The 15,483-nt window shown below is 70.5% G+C and carries 14 protein-coding genes; 13 read left to right on the plus strand and 1 reads right to left on the minus strand.

Annotation, left to right across the window (positions count from 1 at the left end):
• Nucleotides 1-145: 145 nt before the first annotated feature.
• The 7 genes from aroC to nusB all read left to right on the plus strand — a co-directional run bounded on the left by aroC (nucleotide 146) and on the right by nusB (nucleotide 6,583).
• Nucleotides 146-1,330, plus strand: a complete 1,185-nt coding sequence (gene aroC / locus OG257_RS31730) for a chorismate synthase (protein ID WP_329212930.1) — start codon at nucleotides 146-148, stop codon at nucleotides 1,328-1,330.
• Nucleotides 1,327-2,973: a 3-dehydroquinate synthase gene (gene aroB / locus OG257_RS31735; RefSeq protein WP_329212931.1), complete on the plus strand. Its 1,647-nt coding sequence runs from the start codon at nucleotides 1,327-1,329 to the stop codon at nucleotides 2,971-2,973. The genes aroC and aroB overlap by 4 nt, the downstream gene beginning before the upstream one ends.
• Entirely contained in the window at nucleotides 2,970-3,413 is a 444-nt protein-coding gene (aroQ, locus tag OG257_RS31740) for a type II 3-dehydroquinate dehydratase (RefSeq protein WP_329212932.1), read from the plus strand. Before aroB ends, aroQ begins: the two co-directional genes overlap by 4 nt.
• Before the next feature lie 123 nt (nucleotides 3,414-3,536).
• Nucleotides 3,537-4,355, plus strand: a complete 819-nt coding sequence (locus OG257_RS31745) for a Pro-rich N-terminal domain-containing protein (RefSeq protein ID WP_329212934.1) — start codon at nucleotides 3,537-3,539, stop codon at nucleotides 4,353-4,355.
• A 71-nt stretch (nucleotides 4,356-4,426) separates the two neighbouring features.
• Complete coding sequence (locus tag OG257_RS31750) at nucleotides 4,427-5,533, plus strand: M24 family metallopeptidase (protein ID WP_329212935.1); 1,107 nt, start codon at nucleotides 4,427-4,429, stop codon at nucleotides 5,531-5,533.
• A 49-nt stretch (nucleotides 5,534-5,582) separates the two neighbouring features.
• Complete coding sequence (gene efp / locus OG257_RS31755) at nucleotides 5,583-6,149, plus strand: elongation factor P (protein ID WP_031097761.1); 567 nt, start codon at nucleotides 5,583-5,585, stop codon at nucleotides 6,147-6,149.
• A 2-nt stretch (nucleotides 6,150-6,151) separates the two neighbouring features.
• Nucleotides 6,152-6,583 carry a transcription antitermination factor NusB gene (gene nusB, locus OG257_RS31760; RefSeq protein ID WP_056787023.1) on the plus strand — a complete coding sequence of 144 codons (432 nt, stop codon included), beginning with the start codon at nucleotides 6,152-6,154 and terminating at the stop codon, nucleotides 6,581-6,583.
• 188 nt (nucleotides 6,584-6,771) lie between these two features.
• Here the strand turns inward: nusB and bldD are convergent, their stop codons facing one another.
• The gene (gene bldD, locus OG257_RS31765; protein ID WP_014157378.1) at nucleotides 6,772-7,272 is read right to left on the minus strand and encodes a transcriptional regulator BldD; all 501 of its coding nucleotides are present in this window, start codon (nucleotides 7,270-7,272) and stop codon (nucleotides 6,772-6,774) included.
• A 220-nt stretch (nucleotides 7,273-7,492) separates the two neighbouring features.
• Between bldD and pyrR the strand changes: the two genes are divergently transcribed.
• From pyrR to carB, 6 genes are all read left to right on the plus strand, one after another.
• On the plus strand, nucleotides 7,493-8,077 hold the full coding sequence (gene pyrR / locus OG257_RS31770; RefSeq protein WP_329212938.1) for a bifunctional pyr operon transcriptional regulator/uracil phosphoribosyltransferase PyrR: 585 nt from the start codon (nucleotides 7,493-7,495) through the stop codon (nucleotides 8,075-8,077).
• Between the two features lie 90 nt (nucleotides 8,078-8,167).
• Nucleotides 8,168-9,154 (plus strand): aspartate carbamoyltransferase catalytic subunit, encoded by a 987-nt coding sequence (locus OG257_RS31775; protein ID WP_329212940.1) that lies wholly within the window; start codon nucleotides 8,168-8,170, stop codon nucleotides 9,152-9,154.
• A gap of 2 nt (nucleotides 9,155-9,156) precedes the next feature.
• A complete protein-coding gene (locus tag OG257_RS31780; protein ID WP_329212942.1) occupies nucleotides 9,157-10,443 on the plus strand; it encodes a dihydroorotase in 1,287 nt (428 codons plus the stop codon).
• Nucleotides 10,440-11,027 carry a PH-like domain-containing protein gene (locus OG257_RS31785; RefSeq protein WP_329212944.1) on the plus strand — a complete coding sequence of 196 codons (588 nt, stop codon included), beginning with the start codon at nucleotides 10,440-10,442 and terminating at the stop codon, nucleotides 11,025-11,027. Before OG257_RS31780 ends, OG257_RS31785 begins: the two co-directional genes overlap by 4 nt.
• A complete protein-coding gene (gene carA / locus OG257_RS31790) occupies nucleotides 11,024-12,166 on the plus strand; it encodes a glutamine-hydrolyzing carbamoyl-phosphate synthase small subunit (protein ID WP_329212946.1) in 1,143 nt (380 codons plus the stop codon). Before OG257_RS31785 ends, carA begins: the two co-directional genes overlap by 4 nt.
• Nucleotides 12,159-15,467 (plus strand): carbamoyl-phosphate synthase large subunit, encoded by a 3,309-nt coding sequence (carB, locus tag OG257_RS31795; RefSeq protein ID WP_329212948.1) that lies wholly within the window; start codon nucleotides 12,159-12,161, stop codon nucleotides 15,465-15,467. Before carA ends, carB begins: the two co-directional genes overlap by 8 nt.
• Nucleotides 15,468-15,483 lie beyond the last annotated feature (16 nt).

Below are 15,483 nucleotides of genomic sequence, written 5' to 3' on the forward strand. Positions count from 1 at the left end.
GGGCCGCGCCGAGCGCCGTAACGGTCCGTCTGCTGGACCGGCGGGTGGTTCGCGTCCCCGGGCGTGGGAGGATCGGGGTGGCGGGCCAGGGCCGCGCACCCGGTCGCGCCGTTGCAGTTTTCAGGCGCGAGCATGAGGAGCACCGTTGAGCAGGTTGCGCTGGCTGACCGCAGGAGAGTCGCACGGCCCCGCACTGGTGGCGACGCTGGAGGGTCTTCCCGCCGGCATCCCGGTCACCACGGAGATGGTGGCGGACGCGCTCGCCCGGCGACGGCTCGGTTACGGGCGCGGCGCTCGTATGAAGTTCGAGAAGGACGAGGTCACCTTCCTCGGCGGCGTCCGGCACGGTCTGACCATGGGTTCGCCCGTTGCCGTGATGGTGGGCAACACCGAGTGGCCCAAGTGGGAGCAGGTCATGTCGGCCGACCCGGTCGACCCCGACGTACTGGCCGAACAGGCCCGTAACGCCCCGCTGACCCGGCCCCGGCCCGGTCACGCCGACCTCGCCGGGATGCAGAAGTACGGCTTCGACGAGGCCCGGCCGATCCTGGAGCGCGCCAGCGCCCGGGAGACCGCGGCACGTGTCGCCCTCGGCGCCGTCGCCCGCTCCTACCTCAAGGAGACCGCGGGCATCGAGATCGTCTCCCACGTCGTCGAGCTGGCCGCGGCCAAGGCGCCCTACGGCGTCTACCCCAAGCCCTCCGACGTCGAGCGGCTCGACGCCGACCCCGTGCGCTGCCTGGACGCCGACGCGTCGAAGGCGATGGTCGCGGAGATCGACCAGGCCCACAAGGACGGCGACACCCTCGGCGGAGTCGTCGAGGTGCTCGCGTACGGCGTGCCCGTCGGTCTCGGCTCGCACGTGCACTGGGACCGCCGGCTCGACGCCCGGCTCGCCGCCGCGCTGATGGGCATCCAGGCCATCAAGGGCGTCGAGGTCGGCGACGGCTTCGACCTGGCCCGGGTGCCGGGCTCCAAGGCGCACGACGAGATCGTGGCCACCGCGGACGGGATCAGGCGCACCTCCGGCCGTTCCGGCGGCACCGAGGGCGGCCTGACCACGGGTGAGCTGCTGCGGGTCCGCGCCGCGATGAAGCCGATCGCCACCGTGCCCCGCGCGCTCGCCACCATCGACGTGGTCACCGGTGAGGCGGCCAAGGCGCACCACCAGCGCTCCGACGTCTGTGCCGTCCCGGCCGCCGGGATCGTCGCCGAGGCGATGGTCGCGCTGGTCCTGGCCGACGCGGTCGCGGAGAAGTTCGGCGGCGACAGCGTCGCGGAGACCCACCGCAACGTGCAGTCGTACCTCTCCCACCTGCAGATCCGGTGAGCGGCCCGCTGATCGTCCTCGTCGGCCCCATGGGGGTCGGCAAGTCCACCGTGGGCGAGCTGCTCGCCGAGCGCCTCGGCACCACCTACCGGGACACCGACGCGGATGTCGTGGCCACGGCGGGCAAGGCGATCTCCGAGATCTTCTTCGACGAGGGCGAGGAGCACTTCCGGGCGCTGGAACGGCAGGCGGTGCAGGACGCCATGGCCCAGCACCCGGGCGTCCTCTCCCTCGGCGGCGGAACGGTACTCGACGAGAAGACGCGTGAGCTGCTCGCGGGCCACGCCGTCGTCTACCTGTCGATGGACGTGGACGAGGCGGTCAAGCGGGTCGGGCTGAACACCGCCCGGCCCCTGCTCGCCGTCAACCCGCGACGGCAGTGGCGCGAGCTGATGGAGGCCAGGCGCCACCTCTACGAAGAGGTGGCCCGCTCCGTCGTCGCCACCGACGAACGCACCCCCGAAGAGGTCGCCCAGGCGGTCCTCGACGCACTGGAACTGCCGGAGCGCACGGGCGAGTCCCCGCTGTCCGGCCAGGAGAACACACGTATGACCGAGCAGGGCACCACGCGCATCCAGATCGCCGGCACGGCGGGCACCGACCCGTACGAGGTGCTCGTCGGCCGCCAGCTCCTCGGTGAGCTGGCGAACCTCATCGGCGACCGCGCCAGGAGGGTTGCCGTCCTGCACCCCGAAGCGCTCGCCGAGACCGGTGAGGCGGTCCGCCAGGACCTGGCCGACCAGGGCTACGAGGCCATCGCGATCCAGCTGCCGAACGCCGAGGAGGCCAAGACCGTCGAGGTCGCGGCCTACTGCTGGAAGGCGCTCGGCCAGACCGGCTTCACCCGCACCGACGTCATCGTCGGTGTCGGCGGCGGCGCCACCACCGACGTGGCGGGCTTCGTCGCCGCCACCTGGCTGCGCGGGGTCCGCTGGATCGCCGTGCCGACGACGGTGCTCGCCATGGTCGACGCGGCCGTCGGCGGCAAGACGGGCATCAACACCGCCGAGGGCAAGAACCTCGTCGGCGCCTTCCACCCGCCCGCCGGAGTGCTCTGCGACCTCGCCGCGCTCGACTCGCTGCCGGTCAACGACTACGTCTCCGGCATGGCCGAGATCATCAAGGCCGGCTTCATCGCCGACCCGGTGATCCTCGACCTCGTCGAGGCCGACCCGCAGGGCGCCCGTACGCCCGCGGGACCGCACACCGCCGAGCTGATCGAGCGTTCCATCCGGGTGAAGGCCGAGGTCGTCTCCAGCGACCTCAAGGAGTCCGGACTCCGGGAGATCCTCAACTACGGGCACACCCTGGCCCACGCCATCGAGAAGAACGAGCGCTACAAGTGGCGCCACGGCGCCGCCGTCTCGATCGGCATGGTCTTCGCCGCCGAACTGGGCCGGCTCGCCGGACGCCTCGACGACGCCACCGCCGACCGGCACCGCGCCGTCCTGGAGTCCGTCGGACTGCCGCTCACCTACCGCGGCGACCAGTGGCCCAAGCTCCTGGAGAACATGAAGGTCGACAAGAAGTCGCGCGGCGACCTGCTGCGCTTCATCGTCCTGGACGGCATCGGGAAGCCCACCGTGCTCGAGGGACCCGACCCGGCGGTCCTCCTCGCCGCCTACGGGGAGGTCTCCGCATGACCACCCGCAGGGTCCTCGTGCTCAACGGCCCGAACCTCGGACGGCTCGGCTCCCGCGAGCCCGACGTGTACGGGGCGACGTCGTACGCGGGTCTCGTCGACACGTGCCGCACCGTCGGCAAGGAGCTCGGCTTCGACGTCGACGTCCGCGAGACCAACGACGAGGGCGAGCTGATCCGCTGGCTCCACGAGGCAGCCGACGGATCGATTCCGGTCGTTCTCAACCCGGGCGCGTTCACCCACTACTCGTACGGCATGCGCGACGCGGCCGCCCAGCGCACCGCTCCGCTGATCGAGGTGCACATCTCGAATCCGTACGCGCGTGAGGAATTCCGCCACACCTCGGTGGTCGCCCCGGTGGCCACCGGCACCGTGGCCGGATTCGGTATCGGCTCCTACCGCCTCGCCCTGCGTGCCCTGGCCGACGAGCTGACGGCCTGACGGACTGACGGACCGTCAACGGGCACTTCGTGCCTCCCTGGGCCGTTCACTCGGTGGCGGCCCAGGAAGGTACGGTTGCCGTCGACCAGCGCCAGTTGCCTGCACGAGACGGAGTGGCACCGGATGCAGCACGCAGTGGGGGCCCCGCTGCCGCCGCCCCACGGCCCCGGAAACGGGCTGTGGACGCAGGAGGCCCAGCACCCCGGCCACCCCGGTCCGCCGGGACCGCCGCCGATACCTCCCGCCCCCCAGGGGCAGGGCTGGACCGGCCCCGCACCCCAGCACGCCCCGTCCCCTCCCTCGCGGGAGACCACCGGGCACATCCAGCTCCCGCCGGGCGGGCCCGTTCCGCTGCCCGCGCCGCCCGCCGAGGCGGGCACCGGCGCCGCGACCCTGGCCGTGCTGCTGATCGGCCCGGCAGGAGCCGGCAAGACCACGGTCGCCAAGCTCTGGGCGGGCCGCCGCCGCGTCCCGACCGCGCACGTCTCCCTCGACGACGTCCGCGAATGGGTCTGCTCGGGCTTCGCCGACCCGCAGGCCGGGTGGAACGACCACTCCGAGGCGCAGTACCGGCTGGCGCGCCGCACCTGCGGCTTCGCCGCCCGTAATTTCCTGGCCAACGGCATCTCCTGCATCCTCGACGACGCGGTCTTCCCCGACCGGCCCGTCGTCGGCCTGGGAGGCTGGAAGCGCCATGTCGGCCCCGGCCTGCTGCCCGTCGTCCTCCTGCCCGGCCTGGAGGTCGTCCTGGAGCGCAACGCGGCACGCAGCGGCAACCGCCGCCTCTCCGACGAGGAGGTCGCCCGGATCCACGGCCGGATGGCCGGCTGGTACGGCTCCGGCCTGCCGATCATCGACAACTCCACGTACGACGTCGAGACCACAGCGAGGGTCCTGGACGACGTGCTGGCCCGCTCCATAGCCAGCCCGCCGACCTGGTAGCCGCGGGTGCGGCGCCCCCGGTCGGATGCGCTGACCGGGCGGCCCGCCGCCCGCGCTCGTAGGCTCGGAACATGTCAGAGGTGTACGCCGTCCGACGCGGGCTGCTCCGCGACCGGTACGCCGCCGCCGGATCCGCTGCGGCCCTGGTCTCCCGCCCCGCCAACGTCCGCTATCTCGCGGGCGGGGCCCCGCCCGGCGCCGTGCTGCTGCTCGGCCCCGGCCAGGACGTCCTGCTCTGCCCCCGTGCCCCGACGGGCGATCCCGCCCACGGGCGCCCCGACGAACAGCTGCGGCTGACGGTGCTGCCCGCGCCCGACGGGGACCCCGTCGTCGCCGCCGCGGATCTGGCCCTCTCCCTCGACGCGGACTCCCTCGCAGTGGAGGAGCACGACCTCACCGTCTCCCGGCACCGTGCCATGGGCTCGGTCGCCCCCCGCCTCCGCCTGGCCGACCTCGGCTTCACCGTGGAGCAGCTGCGGGTCGTCAAGGACGAGGAGGAGATCGCCTGTCTGCGGATCGCCGCCGAGATCACCGATCAGGCCCTCGGAGAGCTCCTCGAATCCATTCTGGTGGGCCGTACCGAGCGGCACCTGGCCCTGGAGCTGGAGCGCCGCCTGGTGGACCACGGAGCGGACGGCCCCGCCTTCTCCACTTCCGTCGGCACCGGCCCCAATTCGGGCCAGGGACGTCACCGGCCCTCGGACCGGAGGGTGGAGGAAGGCGATTTTCTCTCCGTCTGCCTGGGCGCGAACTATCGCGGCTACCGGTGCGAGATCGGGCGGACGTTCGTCATCGGGACCGCTCCCGCCGCATGGCAGATCGAGCTGTACGACCTTGTTTTCGCCGCTCAGCGGGCCGGACGGGAGGCTTTGGTGCCCGGTGCCGCCTACCGCGACGTGGACCACGCGGCCCGTCATCTGCTGGACTCGGCGGGTCACACGGAGGGCCTCCAGGCCTGGACCGGGCACGGGGTCGGGCTCGAAATCGACGAGGACCCGCAGCTGGCACCGACAGCCATGGGTAAACTGGACGCTTGTGTGCCGGTCACCGTCGAACCGGGGGTCCACCTCCCGGGCCGGGGCGGTGTCCGGATCGATGACACGCTCGTCGTGCGCCCCGAGGCGGACGGCGGACCCGAGCTACTCACCATTACGACCAAGGAGCTGCTCGCGCTCTAGCGCGCATCCTTTGTCGTCCACCAGCTTCAGTCCAGGAGATTCCGCAACCGTGGCTTCCACGAACGACCTCAAGAACGGCCTGGTGCTCAAGCTCGACGGAGGCCAGCTCTGGTCCGTCGTCGAGTTCCAGCACGTCAAGCCCGGCAAGGGCCCGGCTTTCGTGCGTACCAAGCTCAAGAACGTGCTCTCCGGCAAGGTCGTCGACAAGACGTTCAACGCCGGCGTGAAGGTCGAAACGGCCACCATTGACCGCCGAGACATGCAGTTCTCGTACATGGACGGCGAGTACTTCGTCTTCATGGACATGAACACGTACGACCAGCTGATGGTCGACCGCAAGGCTGTCGGCGACGCCGCCAACTTCCTGATCGAGGGCTTCACCGCCTCGGTCGCGCAGCACGAGGGCGAGGTGCTCTACGTCGAGCTGCCGGCCGCGGTCGAGCTGACGATCCAGCACACCGACCCGGGCGTCCAGGGCGACCGCTCCACCGGTGGCAGCAAGCCCGCCACCCTGGAGACGGGCTACGAGATCGGCGTGCCGCTCTTCATCACCACCGGCGAGAAGATCAAGGTCGACACCCGTACGGGCGACTACCTCGGCCGGGTGAACAGCTAACCGTGGCTGCCCGGAACAAGGCCCGCAAGCGCGCCTTCCAGATCCTCTTCGAGGCCGACCAGCGCGGTGAGTCCGTGCAGACGGTCCTCGCGGACTGGGTTCGGCTCTCGCGGACCGACGACCGACAGCCGCCGGTCGGCGAATTCACCATGGAGCTCGTCGAGGGGTACGCGCAGTACGCGGACCGGATCGACGACCTCATCGTCACCTATGCCGTGGACTGGGAGATCGACCGCATGCCGGTCGTCGACCGGAGCATCCTCAGGCTCGGCGCGTACGAGCTGATCTGGATGGACTCGACCCCGGATGCCGTGGTGATCGACGAGGCGGTCCAGCTCGCCAAGGAGTTCTCCACGGACGACTCCCCGTCCTTCGTGAACGGCCTGCTGGCCCGTTTCAAGGACCTCAAGCCGAACCTTCGCCGGGAGCAGTAGCCTCTCCGGCGGCGTTCAGCCGAACGAAGGGCCCATGGCGTGAGCTGTGGGCCCTTCGGCGTACCCGGCACCTGCCCGTCCAGGGAGACGGACCGCGAAGCGGAAAGGCCCCGGGAAACGGAAACGCCGGGCCGGCGGGGTGCCCGAGGGCCCCCGCCTACCCGGCGGTACGTTTCTGCTGAGGCCTGTCAGCCCTCGTCGTGGGCCACGGCGCGGCGCGCGTCGGCGTCCAGCACGCCCCAGCTGATCAGCTGCTCCGTGAGCACGGACGGCGACTGGTCGTAGATCACGGCCAGGGTGCGCAGGTCGTCCTGGCGGATCGACAGCACCTTGCCGTTGTAGTCGCCGCGCTGGCTCTGGATCGTCGCCGCGTAACGCTGCAGCGGACCGGCCTTCTCCGGCGGGACGTGGGCGAGGCGCTCCAGGTCGAGGACGAGCTTCGGCGGCGGCTCGGCAGCCCCGCCGGGCGTCGTGCCGGGCAGGAGCTCCTGCACGGGGACGCCGTAGAAATCCGCCAGCTCGGCAAGGCGCTGCACGGTCACGGCGCGGTCGCCGCGCTCGTACGAACCGACCACCACGGCCTTCCAGCGGCCCTGCGACTTCTCCTCCACGCCGTGGAGGGAGAGGCCCTGCTGGGTGCGGATGGCGCGGAGCTTGGCCCCGAGCTGTTTTGCGTATTCGCTGGACATAAGGCTCCCCGGACGCTGGAACATTCTGCGGCTCCGCCGCGTGGCTGGTAACTCACTGTGAGGTTACGCAGCGTTACTTGGATGCGTCAAGCTGAAAGGTCCGGACTGCCACCTCCCGGGGGCGGGGTCGGGGCTCGCACAAGCCCTGGTAACGTGGATGACGCAATTTCGACGTCCTTTAACGTCCGTCCAGTGAGGCGGAGAAGGAGGTCCGTTTCTTATGGACGCACAGCATGACGACCACGGCAATGCGGCACGCCCCGTTCTCGAGGCTCCCGACATCGCCCGGGTACTGACCCGAATCGCCCACGAGATCGTCGAACGCGCCAAGGGCGCCGACGACGTGGTGCTCCTCGGCATCCCGACGCGGGGGGTCTACCTCGCCTCCCGGCTCGCCGGGAAACTCGAAGAGATCACCGGCCGGAAGACGCCGGTCGGATCGCTCGACATCACGATGTACCGCGACGACCTGAGGATGCGCCCCGCGCGCGCCCTGGCCCGCACCGAGATCCCCGGTGAGGGCATCGAGGGCAGGCTCGTCGTCCTGGTCGACGACGTGCTCTTCTCCGGCCGCACGATCCGCGCCGCACTCGACGCGCTCGGCGACATCGGCCGCCCCCGCGCCGTGCAGCTCGCGGTCCTCGTCGACCGCGGCCACCGCGAACTCCCGATCCGTGCCGACTACGTCGGCAAGAACCTCCCCACGTCGCTGCGGGAGACGGTCAAGGTCCAGCTCGCCGAGGAGGACGGCCGCGACGCCGTGCTGCTCGGCGTCAAGCAGACCGTCCCGGCGGGCGAGCAGTAGCTCCGCGCCCCGTACGCCGCTCCAGTGGCCGTACGGCAGCTTCCGCACGCCCGCATGCCTGATCCCTCCACCATCCACGGAGAACCCCAGATGAAGCGTCACCTCATCTCGGCCGCAGACCTCACCCGCGACGACGCCGTCCTGATCCTCGACACCGCCGAGGAAATGGCCCGGGTCGCGGACCGGCCGATCAAGAAGCTCCCCACCCTGCGCGGCCGAACCGTCGTCAACCTCTTCTTCGAGGACTCGACGCGCACCCGGATCTCGTTCGAGGCCGCCGCCAAGCGGCTGTCCGCCGACGTCATCAACTTCTCCGCGAAGGGTTCGTCCGTCTCCAAGGGCGAGTCCCTCAAGGACACCGCCCTGACGCTGGAGGCGATGGGTGCCGACGCCGTCGTCATCCGGCACGGCGCCTCGGGGGCTCCGTACCGCCTCGCGACATCGGGCTGGATCGACGGTGCCGTCGTCAACGCGGGCGACGGCACGCACGAGCACCCCACCCAGGCACTGCTGGACGCCTTCACGATGCGCCGCAGGCTGGTCGGTGCCGACGCGGGGCTCGGCCGGGACCTCGAAGGCCGCCGGATCACGATCGTCGGCGACATCCTGCACAGCCGGGTGGCCCGGTCCAACGTCCACCTGCTGACCACACTCGGCGCGCACGTCACTCTGGTGGCCCCGCCCACCCTGGTGCCGGTCGGTGTCGAGCAGTGGCCCTGCGACGTCAGCTACAGCCTCGACGAGGTGCTGCCGAAGTCCGACGCGGTGATGATGCTCCGTGTGCAGCGCGAACGGATGAACGCCGCGTACTTCCCGACCGAGCGCGAGTACTCACGCCGCTACGGCCTGGACGGCCTGCGCATGGCGCGCATGCCCGAGCACGCCATCGTCATGCACCCCGGCCCGATGGTCCGCGGCATGGAGATCACCGCCGACGTCGCCGACTCCGACCGCTGCACGGTCGTCGAACAGGTGGCCAACGGCGTGTCGATCCGCATGGCCGTGCTCTACCTGCTGCTCGGCGGCTCCGAGCCCGCCGCTCCCGCCGTTCACACCCGTACCGAGGAGAACAAGTAACCATGAGCAAGATCCTTATCCGCGGTGCGAAGGTCCTCGGCGGCGAGCCCCAGGACGTCCTCATCGACGGCGAGACCATCTCCGCGGTCGGCACCGGGCTCGACGCCGGCGACGCCACCGTCATCGAGGCCGCGGGCCAGGTCCTGCTGCCCGGCCTCGTCGACCTGCACACGCACCTGCGCGAGCCCGGCCGCGAGGACTCCGAGACGGTGCTCACCGGCACCCGGGCCGCGGCCGTCGGCGGCTTCACCGCAGTTCACGCCATGGCCAACACCTTCCCGGTCGCCGACACCGCGGGTGTCGTCGAGCAGGTCTGGCGGCTCGGCAAGGAGTCCGGCTACTGCGACGTGCAGCCCATCGGCGCCGTCACCGTCGGCCTGGAGGGCAAGCAGCTCGCCGAGCTCGGAGCCATGCACGACTCCGCCGCCGGAGTGAAGGTCTTCTCCGACGACGGCAAGTGCGTCGACGACGCGGTGATCATGCGACGCGCCCTGGAGTACGTGAAGGCGTTCGGCGGTGTCGTCGCCCAGCACGCCCAGGAGCCCCGCCTCACCGAGGGCGCCCAGATGAACGAGGGCATCGTCTCGGCCGAGCTCGGTCTCGGCGGCTGGCCCGCCGTCGCCGAGGAGTCGATCATCGCCCGCGACGTACTGCTCGCGGCCCACGTCGACTCCCGGGTGCACATCTGTCACCTCTCGACCGCCGGCTCCGTGGAGATCGTCCGCTGGGCCAAGTCCAAGGGCTGGAACGTCACCGCCGAGGTCACCCCGCACCACCTGCTCCTCACCGACGAGCTCGTACGGACCTACGACCCCGTCTACAAGGTGAACCCGCCGCTGCGCACCGAGGCCGACGTGATGGCCCTGCGCGAGGCGCTCGCCGACGGCACGATCGACTGCGTCGCCACCGACCACGCCCCGCACCCGCACGAGGACAAGGACTGCGAGTGGGCCGCCGCCGCCATGGGCATGGTGGGCCTGGAGACCGCACTGTCCGTGGTCCAGCAGACGATGGTGGACACCGGTCTCATCGACTGGGCGGGTGTCGCCGACCGCATGTCGTTCCGTCCCGCGGCCATCGGCCGGCTCGACGGACACGGCCGGCCCGTCTCGGCGGGTGAGCCCGCCAACCTCACCCTGGTCGATCCGGCATACCGTGGAGCCGTGGACCCCGCGGGCTTCGCGTCCCGCAGCCGCAACACTCCGTACGAGGGTCGCGAGCTGCCGGGCCGAGTGACCCACACCTTCCTGCGGGGCCGTGCCACGGTCGTCGACGGGAAGCTCGCGTGACAACACTCAACCCCAGTTATCAGCTGTACCAGCTGGCCGCCGAGCCGAAGTCGGCGGAAGTGACCGACTGGTCCGCCCGCATCAGCTGGGTCCTCGCACTGGTCGTCTTCATCGCCTTCGTCTACTGGCTGATGCGCCAGGGGTGGAAGTGGCGCGGGAGCCTCCAGTCCGATCTGCCCGAGCTCGCCACGGCCCCCGAAGGATTCGCGGACGGCGAGAAGCTGCTCACGCTGACCGGCCGCTACCACGCGTCGACGACCGCGGGACAGTGGCTCGACCGGATCGTCGCCCACGGCCTCGGCACCCGCAGCCGGGTGGAACTCACCCTCACGGAGCAGGGCCTCGACGTCGTACGCCCCGGCGCGGCCGACTTCTTCGTCCCCGCCGCCGCACTGCGCGAGGCCCGGCTGGACAAGGCACTCGCCGGCAAGGTCCTCCCCGAGGGCGGCCTCCTGGTCATCACCTGGGCGCACGGCGACAAGCTGATCGACTCCGGATTCCGCTCCGACCGCGCGGCCGAGCACCAGGCCTGGGTCGACGCCGTCAACCACCTCACCAGCACTACGGAAGGCACCGCACGATGACGATCTCCACCCGGGGAGCCGACAAAGCTCCCGCCGTACTCGTCCTGGAGGACGGCCGCTCCTTCCGCGGCCGCGCCTACGGGGCCGTGGGGGAGACCTTCGGCGAGGCGGTGTTCTCCACCGGCATGACCGGTTACCAGGAAACGCTGACCGATCCCTCGTACCACCGCCAGGTCGTCGTGATGACCGCCCCGCACATCGGCAACACCGGTGTGAACGACGAGGACGCCGAGTCGAAGCAGATCTGGGTCGCCGGATACGTCGTCCGCGACCCCGCCCGCAAGCCCTCCAACTGGCGCTCCCGGCGCTCGCTGGACGAGGAGCTCGTCAGCCAGGGCATCGTCGGCATCAGCGGCATCGACACCCGTGCGCTGACCCGCCACCTCCGCGAGCGCGGCGCGATGCGCGTCGGCATCTTCTCCGGCAACGCCATCGCGGACGAGGGCATACTGCTGGCCAAGGTGCGCCAGGCGCCCGAGATGAGCGGCGCCGACCTCTCCGCCGAGGTCGCCACCAAGGAGACGTACGTCGTCCCCGCGATCGGCACGAAGAAGTTCACCGTCGCCGCGATCGACCTCGGCATCAAGGGCATGACCCCGCACCGCATGGCCGAGCGCGGCATCGAGGTGCACGTCCTGCCCGCCACCGCCACCCTCGACGAGGTGTATGCGGTGAAGCCCGACGGAGTCTTCTTCTCCAACGGCCCCGGCGACCCGTCCACCGCCGACCACCCGGTCTCCGTCATGCAGGGCGTCCTGGAGCGGAAGACCCCGCTCTTCGGCATCTGCTTCGGCAACCAGATCCTGGGCCGCGCACTCGGCTTCGGCACGTACAAGCTGAAGTACGGCCACCGCGGCATCAACCAGCCCGTGCAGGACCGCACGACCGGCAAGGTCGAGGTCACCGCGCACAACCACGGCTTCGCCGTCGACGCCCCCCTCGACAAGGTCTCCGACACGGAGTTCGGCCGCGCCGAGGTCTCCCACGTCTGCCTGAACGACCAGGTCGTCGAAGGCCTCCAGCTCCTGGACCGGCCCGCCTTCAGCGTCCAGTACCACCCCGAAGCAGCCGCCGGCCCGCACGACGCCGCGTACCTCTTCGACCGCTTCGTTTCCCTGATGGAGGGCCAGCGTGCCTAAGCGCTCCGATATCCAGTCCGTCCTGGTCATCGGCTCCGGCCCGATCGTCATCGGGCAGGCCGCCGAATTCGACTACTCCGGCACCCAGGCCTGCCGCGTCCTCAAGGCCGAGGGCCTGCGCGTCATCCTGGTCAACTCCAACCCGGCGACGATCATGACCGACCCGGAGATCGCCGACGCCACGTACGTCGAGCCGATCACCCCCGAGTTCGTCGAGAAGATCATCGCCAAGGAGCGCCCCGACGCGCTCCTCCCGACGCTGGGCGGCCAGACCGCGCTCAACACCGCGATCTCCATGCACGAGAACGGTGTCCTGGAGAAGTACGGCGTCGAGCTCATCGGCGCCAACGTCGAGGCCATCAACAAGGGCGAGGACCGCGACCTCTTCAAGGGCGTCGTCGAAGCCGTCAAGGCGAAGATCGGTTACGGCGAGTCCGCCCGCTCCGTCATCTGCCACACCATGGACGACATCATCGAGGGCGTCGACACCCTCGGCGGCTACCCCGTCGTCGTCCGCCCCTCCTTCACCATGGGCGGCGCCGGCTCCGGCTTCGCCCACGACGAGGACGAGCTGCGCCGGATCGCCGGACAGGGCCTCACGCTCTCGCCGACCACCGAGGTGCTCCTGGAGGAGTCCATCCTGGGCTGGAAGGAGTACGAGCTGGAGCTGATGCGCGACAAGAACGACAACGTCGTGGTCGTCTGCTCCATCGAGAACTTCGACCCGATGGGCGTCCACACCGGCGACTCGATCACCGTCGCCCCCTCGATGACCCTCACCGACCGCGAGTACCAGCGGCTGCGCGACATCGGCATCGCGATCATCCGCGAGGTCGGTGTCGACACCGGCGGCTGCAACATCCAGTTCGCCATCGACCCGGTCGACGGCCGCGTCATCGTGATCGAGATGAACCCGCGCGTCTCCCGCTCCTCGGCGCTGGCCTCGAAGGCCACCGGCTTCCCGATCGCCAAGATCGCCGCCAAGCTGGCCGTCGGCTACACGCTCGACGAGATCCCCAACGACATCACCGAGAAGACGCCGGCCTCCTTCGAGCCGACCCTCGACTACGTCGTCGTGAAGGCCCCGCGCTTCGCCTTCGAGAAGTTCCCGTCCGCAGACTCCACCCTCACCACCACCATGAAGTCGGTGGGCGAGGCCATGGCGATCGGCCGCAACTTCACCGAGGCGCTGCAGAAGGCCCTGCGCTCCCTGGAGAAGAAGGGCTCGCAGTTCGCCTTCACGGGCGAGCCCGGCGACAAGGCCGAACTGCTCGCCGAGGCGGTCCGCCCCACGGACGGCCGCATCAACACCGTCATGCAGGCGATCCGCGCCGGCGCCACGCAGGAAGAGGTCTTCGACGCCACGAAGATCGACCCCTGGTTCGTCGACCAGCTCTTCCTGATCAAGGAGATCGCCGACGAGCTGGCCGCCGCCGAGCGCCTCGACACCGAGCTGCTCGCCGAGGCGAAGCGGCACGGCTTCTCCGACTCCCAGATCGGCGAGATCCGCGGTCTGCGCGAGGACGTCGTGCGCGAGGTGCGGCACGCCCTCGGTATCCGCCCGGTCTACAAGACGGTCGACACCTGCGCGGCGGAGTTCGCCGCGAACACGCCGTACTTCTACTCCTCCTACGACGAGGAGAGCGAGGTCGCGTCCCGCACCAAGCCCGCGGTGATCATCCTCGGATCCGGTCCGAACCGCATCGGCCAGGGCATCGAGTTCGACTACTCCTGCGTCCACGCCTCCTTCGCGCTGAGCGACGCGGGCTACGAGACCGTGATGGTCAACTGCAACCCGGAGACCGTCTCCACGGACTACGACACCTCCGACCGGCTGTACTTCGAGCCGCTCACGCTCGAGGACGTCCTGGAGATCGTGCACGCCGAGTCCCTCGCGGGCCCGATCGCCGGTGTCATCGTCCAGCTCGGCGGCCAGACCCCGCTCGGTCTGTCGCAGGCGCTCAAGGACAACGGCGTGCCCGTCGTGGGCACCTCCCCGGAGGCCATCCACGCCGCCGAGGACCGCGGTGCCTTCGGCCGGGTCCTGGCCGAGGCGGGTCTGCCCGCCCCGAAGCACGGCACGGCGACCACCTTCTCCGAGGCCAAGGCCATCGCCGACGAGATCGGCTACCCCGTCCTCGTACGCCCGTCGTACGTGCTCGGCGGCCGCGGTATGGAGATCGTGTACGACGAGGCCCGCCTCTCCTCGTACATCGCCGAGTCCACCGAGATCAGCCCCACCCGGCCGGTCCTGGTCGACCGCTTCCTCGACGACGCGATCGAGATCGACGTCGACGCGCTCTACGACGGCACCGAGCTGTACCTCGGCGGCGTCATGGAGCACATCGAGGAGGCCGGCATCCACTCCGGCGACTCCGCCTGCGCACTGCCCCCGATCACGCTCGGCGGCTTCGACATCAAGCGCCTGCGGGCCTCGACCGAGGGCATCGCCAAGGGCGTCGGCGTACGCGGCCTGATCAACATCCAGTTCGCGCTCTCCGGCGACATCCTCTACGTCCTCGAGGCCAACCCCCGTGCCTCGCGGACCGTCCCCTTCACCTCGAAGGCCACCGCGGTCCCGCTCGCGAAGGCCGCCGCCCGTATCTCGCTGGGCGCGACCGTCGCGGAGCTGCGCGAGGAGGGGCTGCTGCCGAAGCACGGCGACGGCGGCACCCTGCCCCTCGACGCGCCGATCTCCGTCAAGGAGGCCGTCATGCCGTGGTCGCGCTTCCGCGACATCCACGGCCGCGGCGTCGACACGGTCCTCGGCCCGGAGATGCGCTCCACCGGTGAGGTCATGGGCATCGACTCGGTCTTCGGCACGGCGTACGCCAAGTCGCAGGCCGGTGCGTACGGCCCGCTGCCCACCAAGGGCCGCGCCTTCATCTCCGTCGCCAACCGCGACAAGCGCTCGATGATCTTCCCGGCCCGCGAGCTCGTCGCCCACGGCTTCGAGCTGATGGCCACGTCCGGCACCGCCGAGGTGCTCAAGCGCAACGGGATCAACGCCACCGTCGTGCGCAAGCAGTCCGAGGGCGAGGGCCCCAACGGGGAGAAGACCATCGTCCAGCTGATCCACGACGGCCAGGTCGACCTCATCGTCAACACGCCGTACGGAACGGGCGGCAGGCTCGACGGCTACGAGATCCGCACCGCGGCCGTCGCCCGGTCGGTGCCGTGCCTCACCACGGTCCAGGCGCTCGCCGCCGCCGTCCAGGGCATCGACGCGCTCAACCACGGCGACGTCGGAGTGCGTTCCCTCCAGGAACACGCGGAACATCTGACCGCGGCCCGAGACTAGGACGCCAGCAGGGGGA

This window comes from Streptomyces sp. NBC_00683, assembly GCF_036226745.1.
In the GTDB taxonomy this organism is placed as follows: domain Bacteria; phylum Actinomycetota; class Actinomycetes; order Streptomycetales; family Streptomycetaceae; genus Streptomyces.

What these genes read in the sequence shown, in the direction of transcription:
- aroQ (WP_329212932.1), top strand. Translation starts at nt 2,970, where the DNA reads ATGACCACCCGCAGGGTCCTCGTGCTCAACGGCCCGAACCTCGGACGG.
- OG257_RS31745 (WP_329212934.1), top strand. Translation starts at nt 3,537, where the DNA reads ATGCAGCACGCAGTGGGGGCCCCGCTGCCGCCGCCCCACGGCCCCGGA.
- OG257_RS31750 (WP_329212935.1), top strand. Translation starts at nt 4,427, where the DNA reads ATGTCAGAGGTGTACGCCGTCCGACGCGGGCTGCTCCGCGACCGGTAC.
- bldD (WP_014157378.1), bottom strand. Translation starts at nt 7,272, where the DNA reads ATGTCCAGCGAATACGCAAAACAGCTCGGGGCCAAGCTCCGCGCCATC.
- pyrR (WP_329212938.1), top strand. Translation starts at nt 7,493, where the DNA reads ATGGACGCACAGCATGACGACCACGGCAATGCGGCACGCCCCGTTCTC.
- OG257_RS31775 (WP_329212940.1), top strand. Translation starts at nt 8,168, where the DNA reads ATGAAGCGTCACCTCATCTCGGCCGCAGACCTCACCCGCGACGACGCC.
- OG257_RS31780 (WP_329212942.1), top strand. Translation starts at nt 9,157, where the DNA reads ATGAGCAAGATCCTTATCCGCGGTGCGAAGGTCCTCGGCGGCGAGCCC.
- carA (WP_329212946.1), top strand. Translation starts at nt 11,024, where the DNA reads ATGACGATCTCCACCCGGGGAGCCGACAAAGCTCCCGCCGTACTCGTC.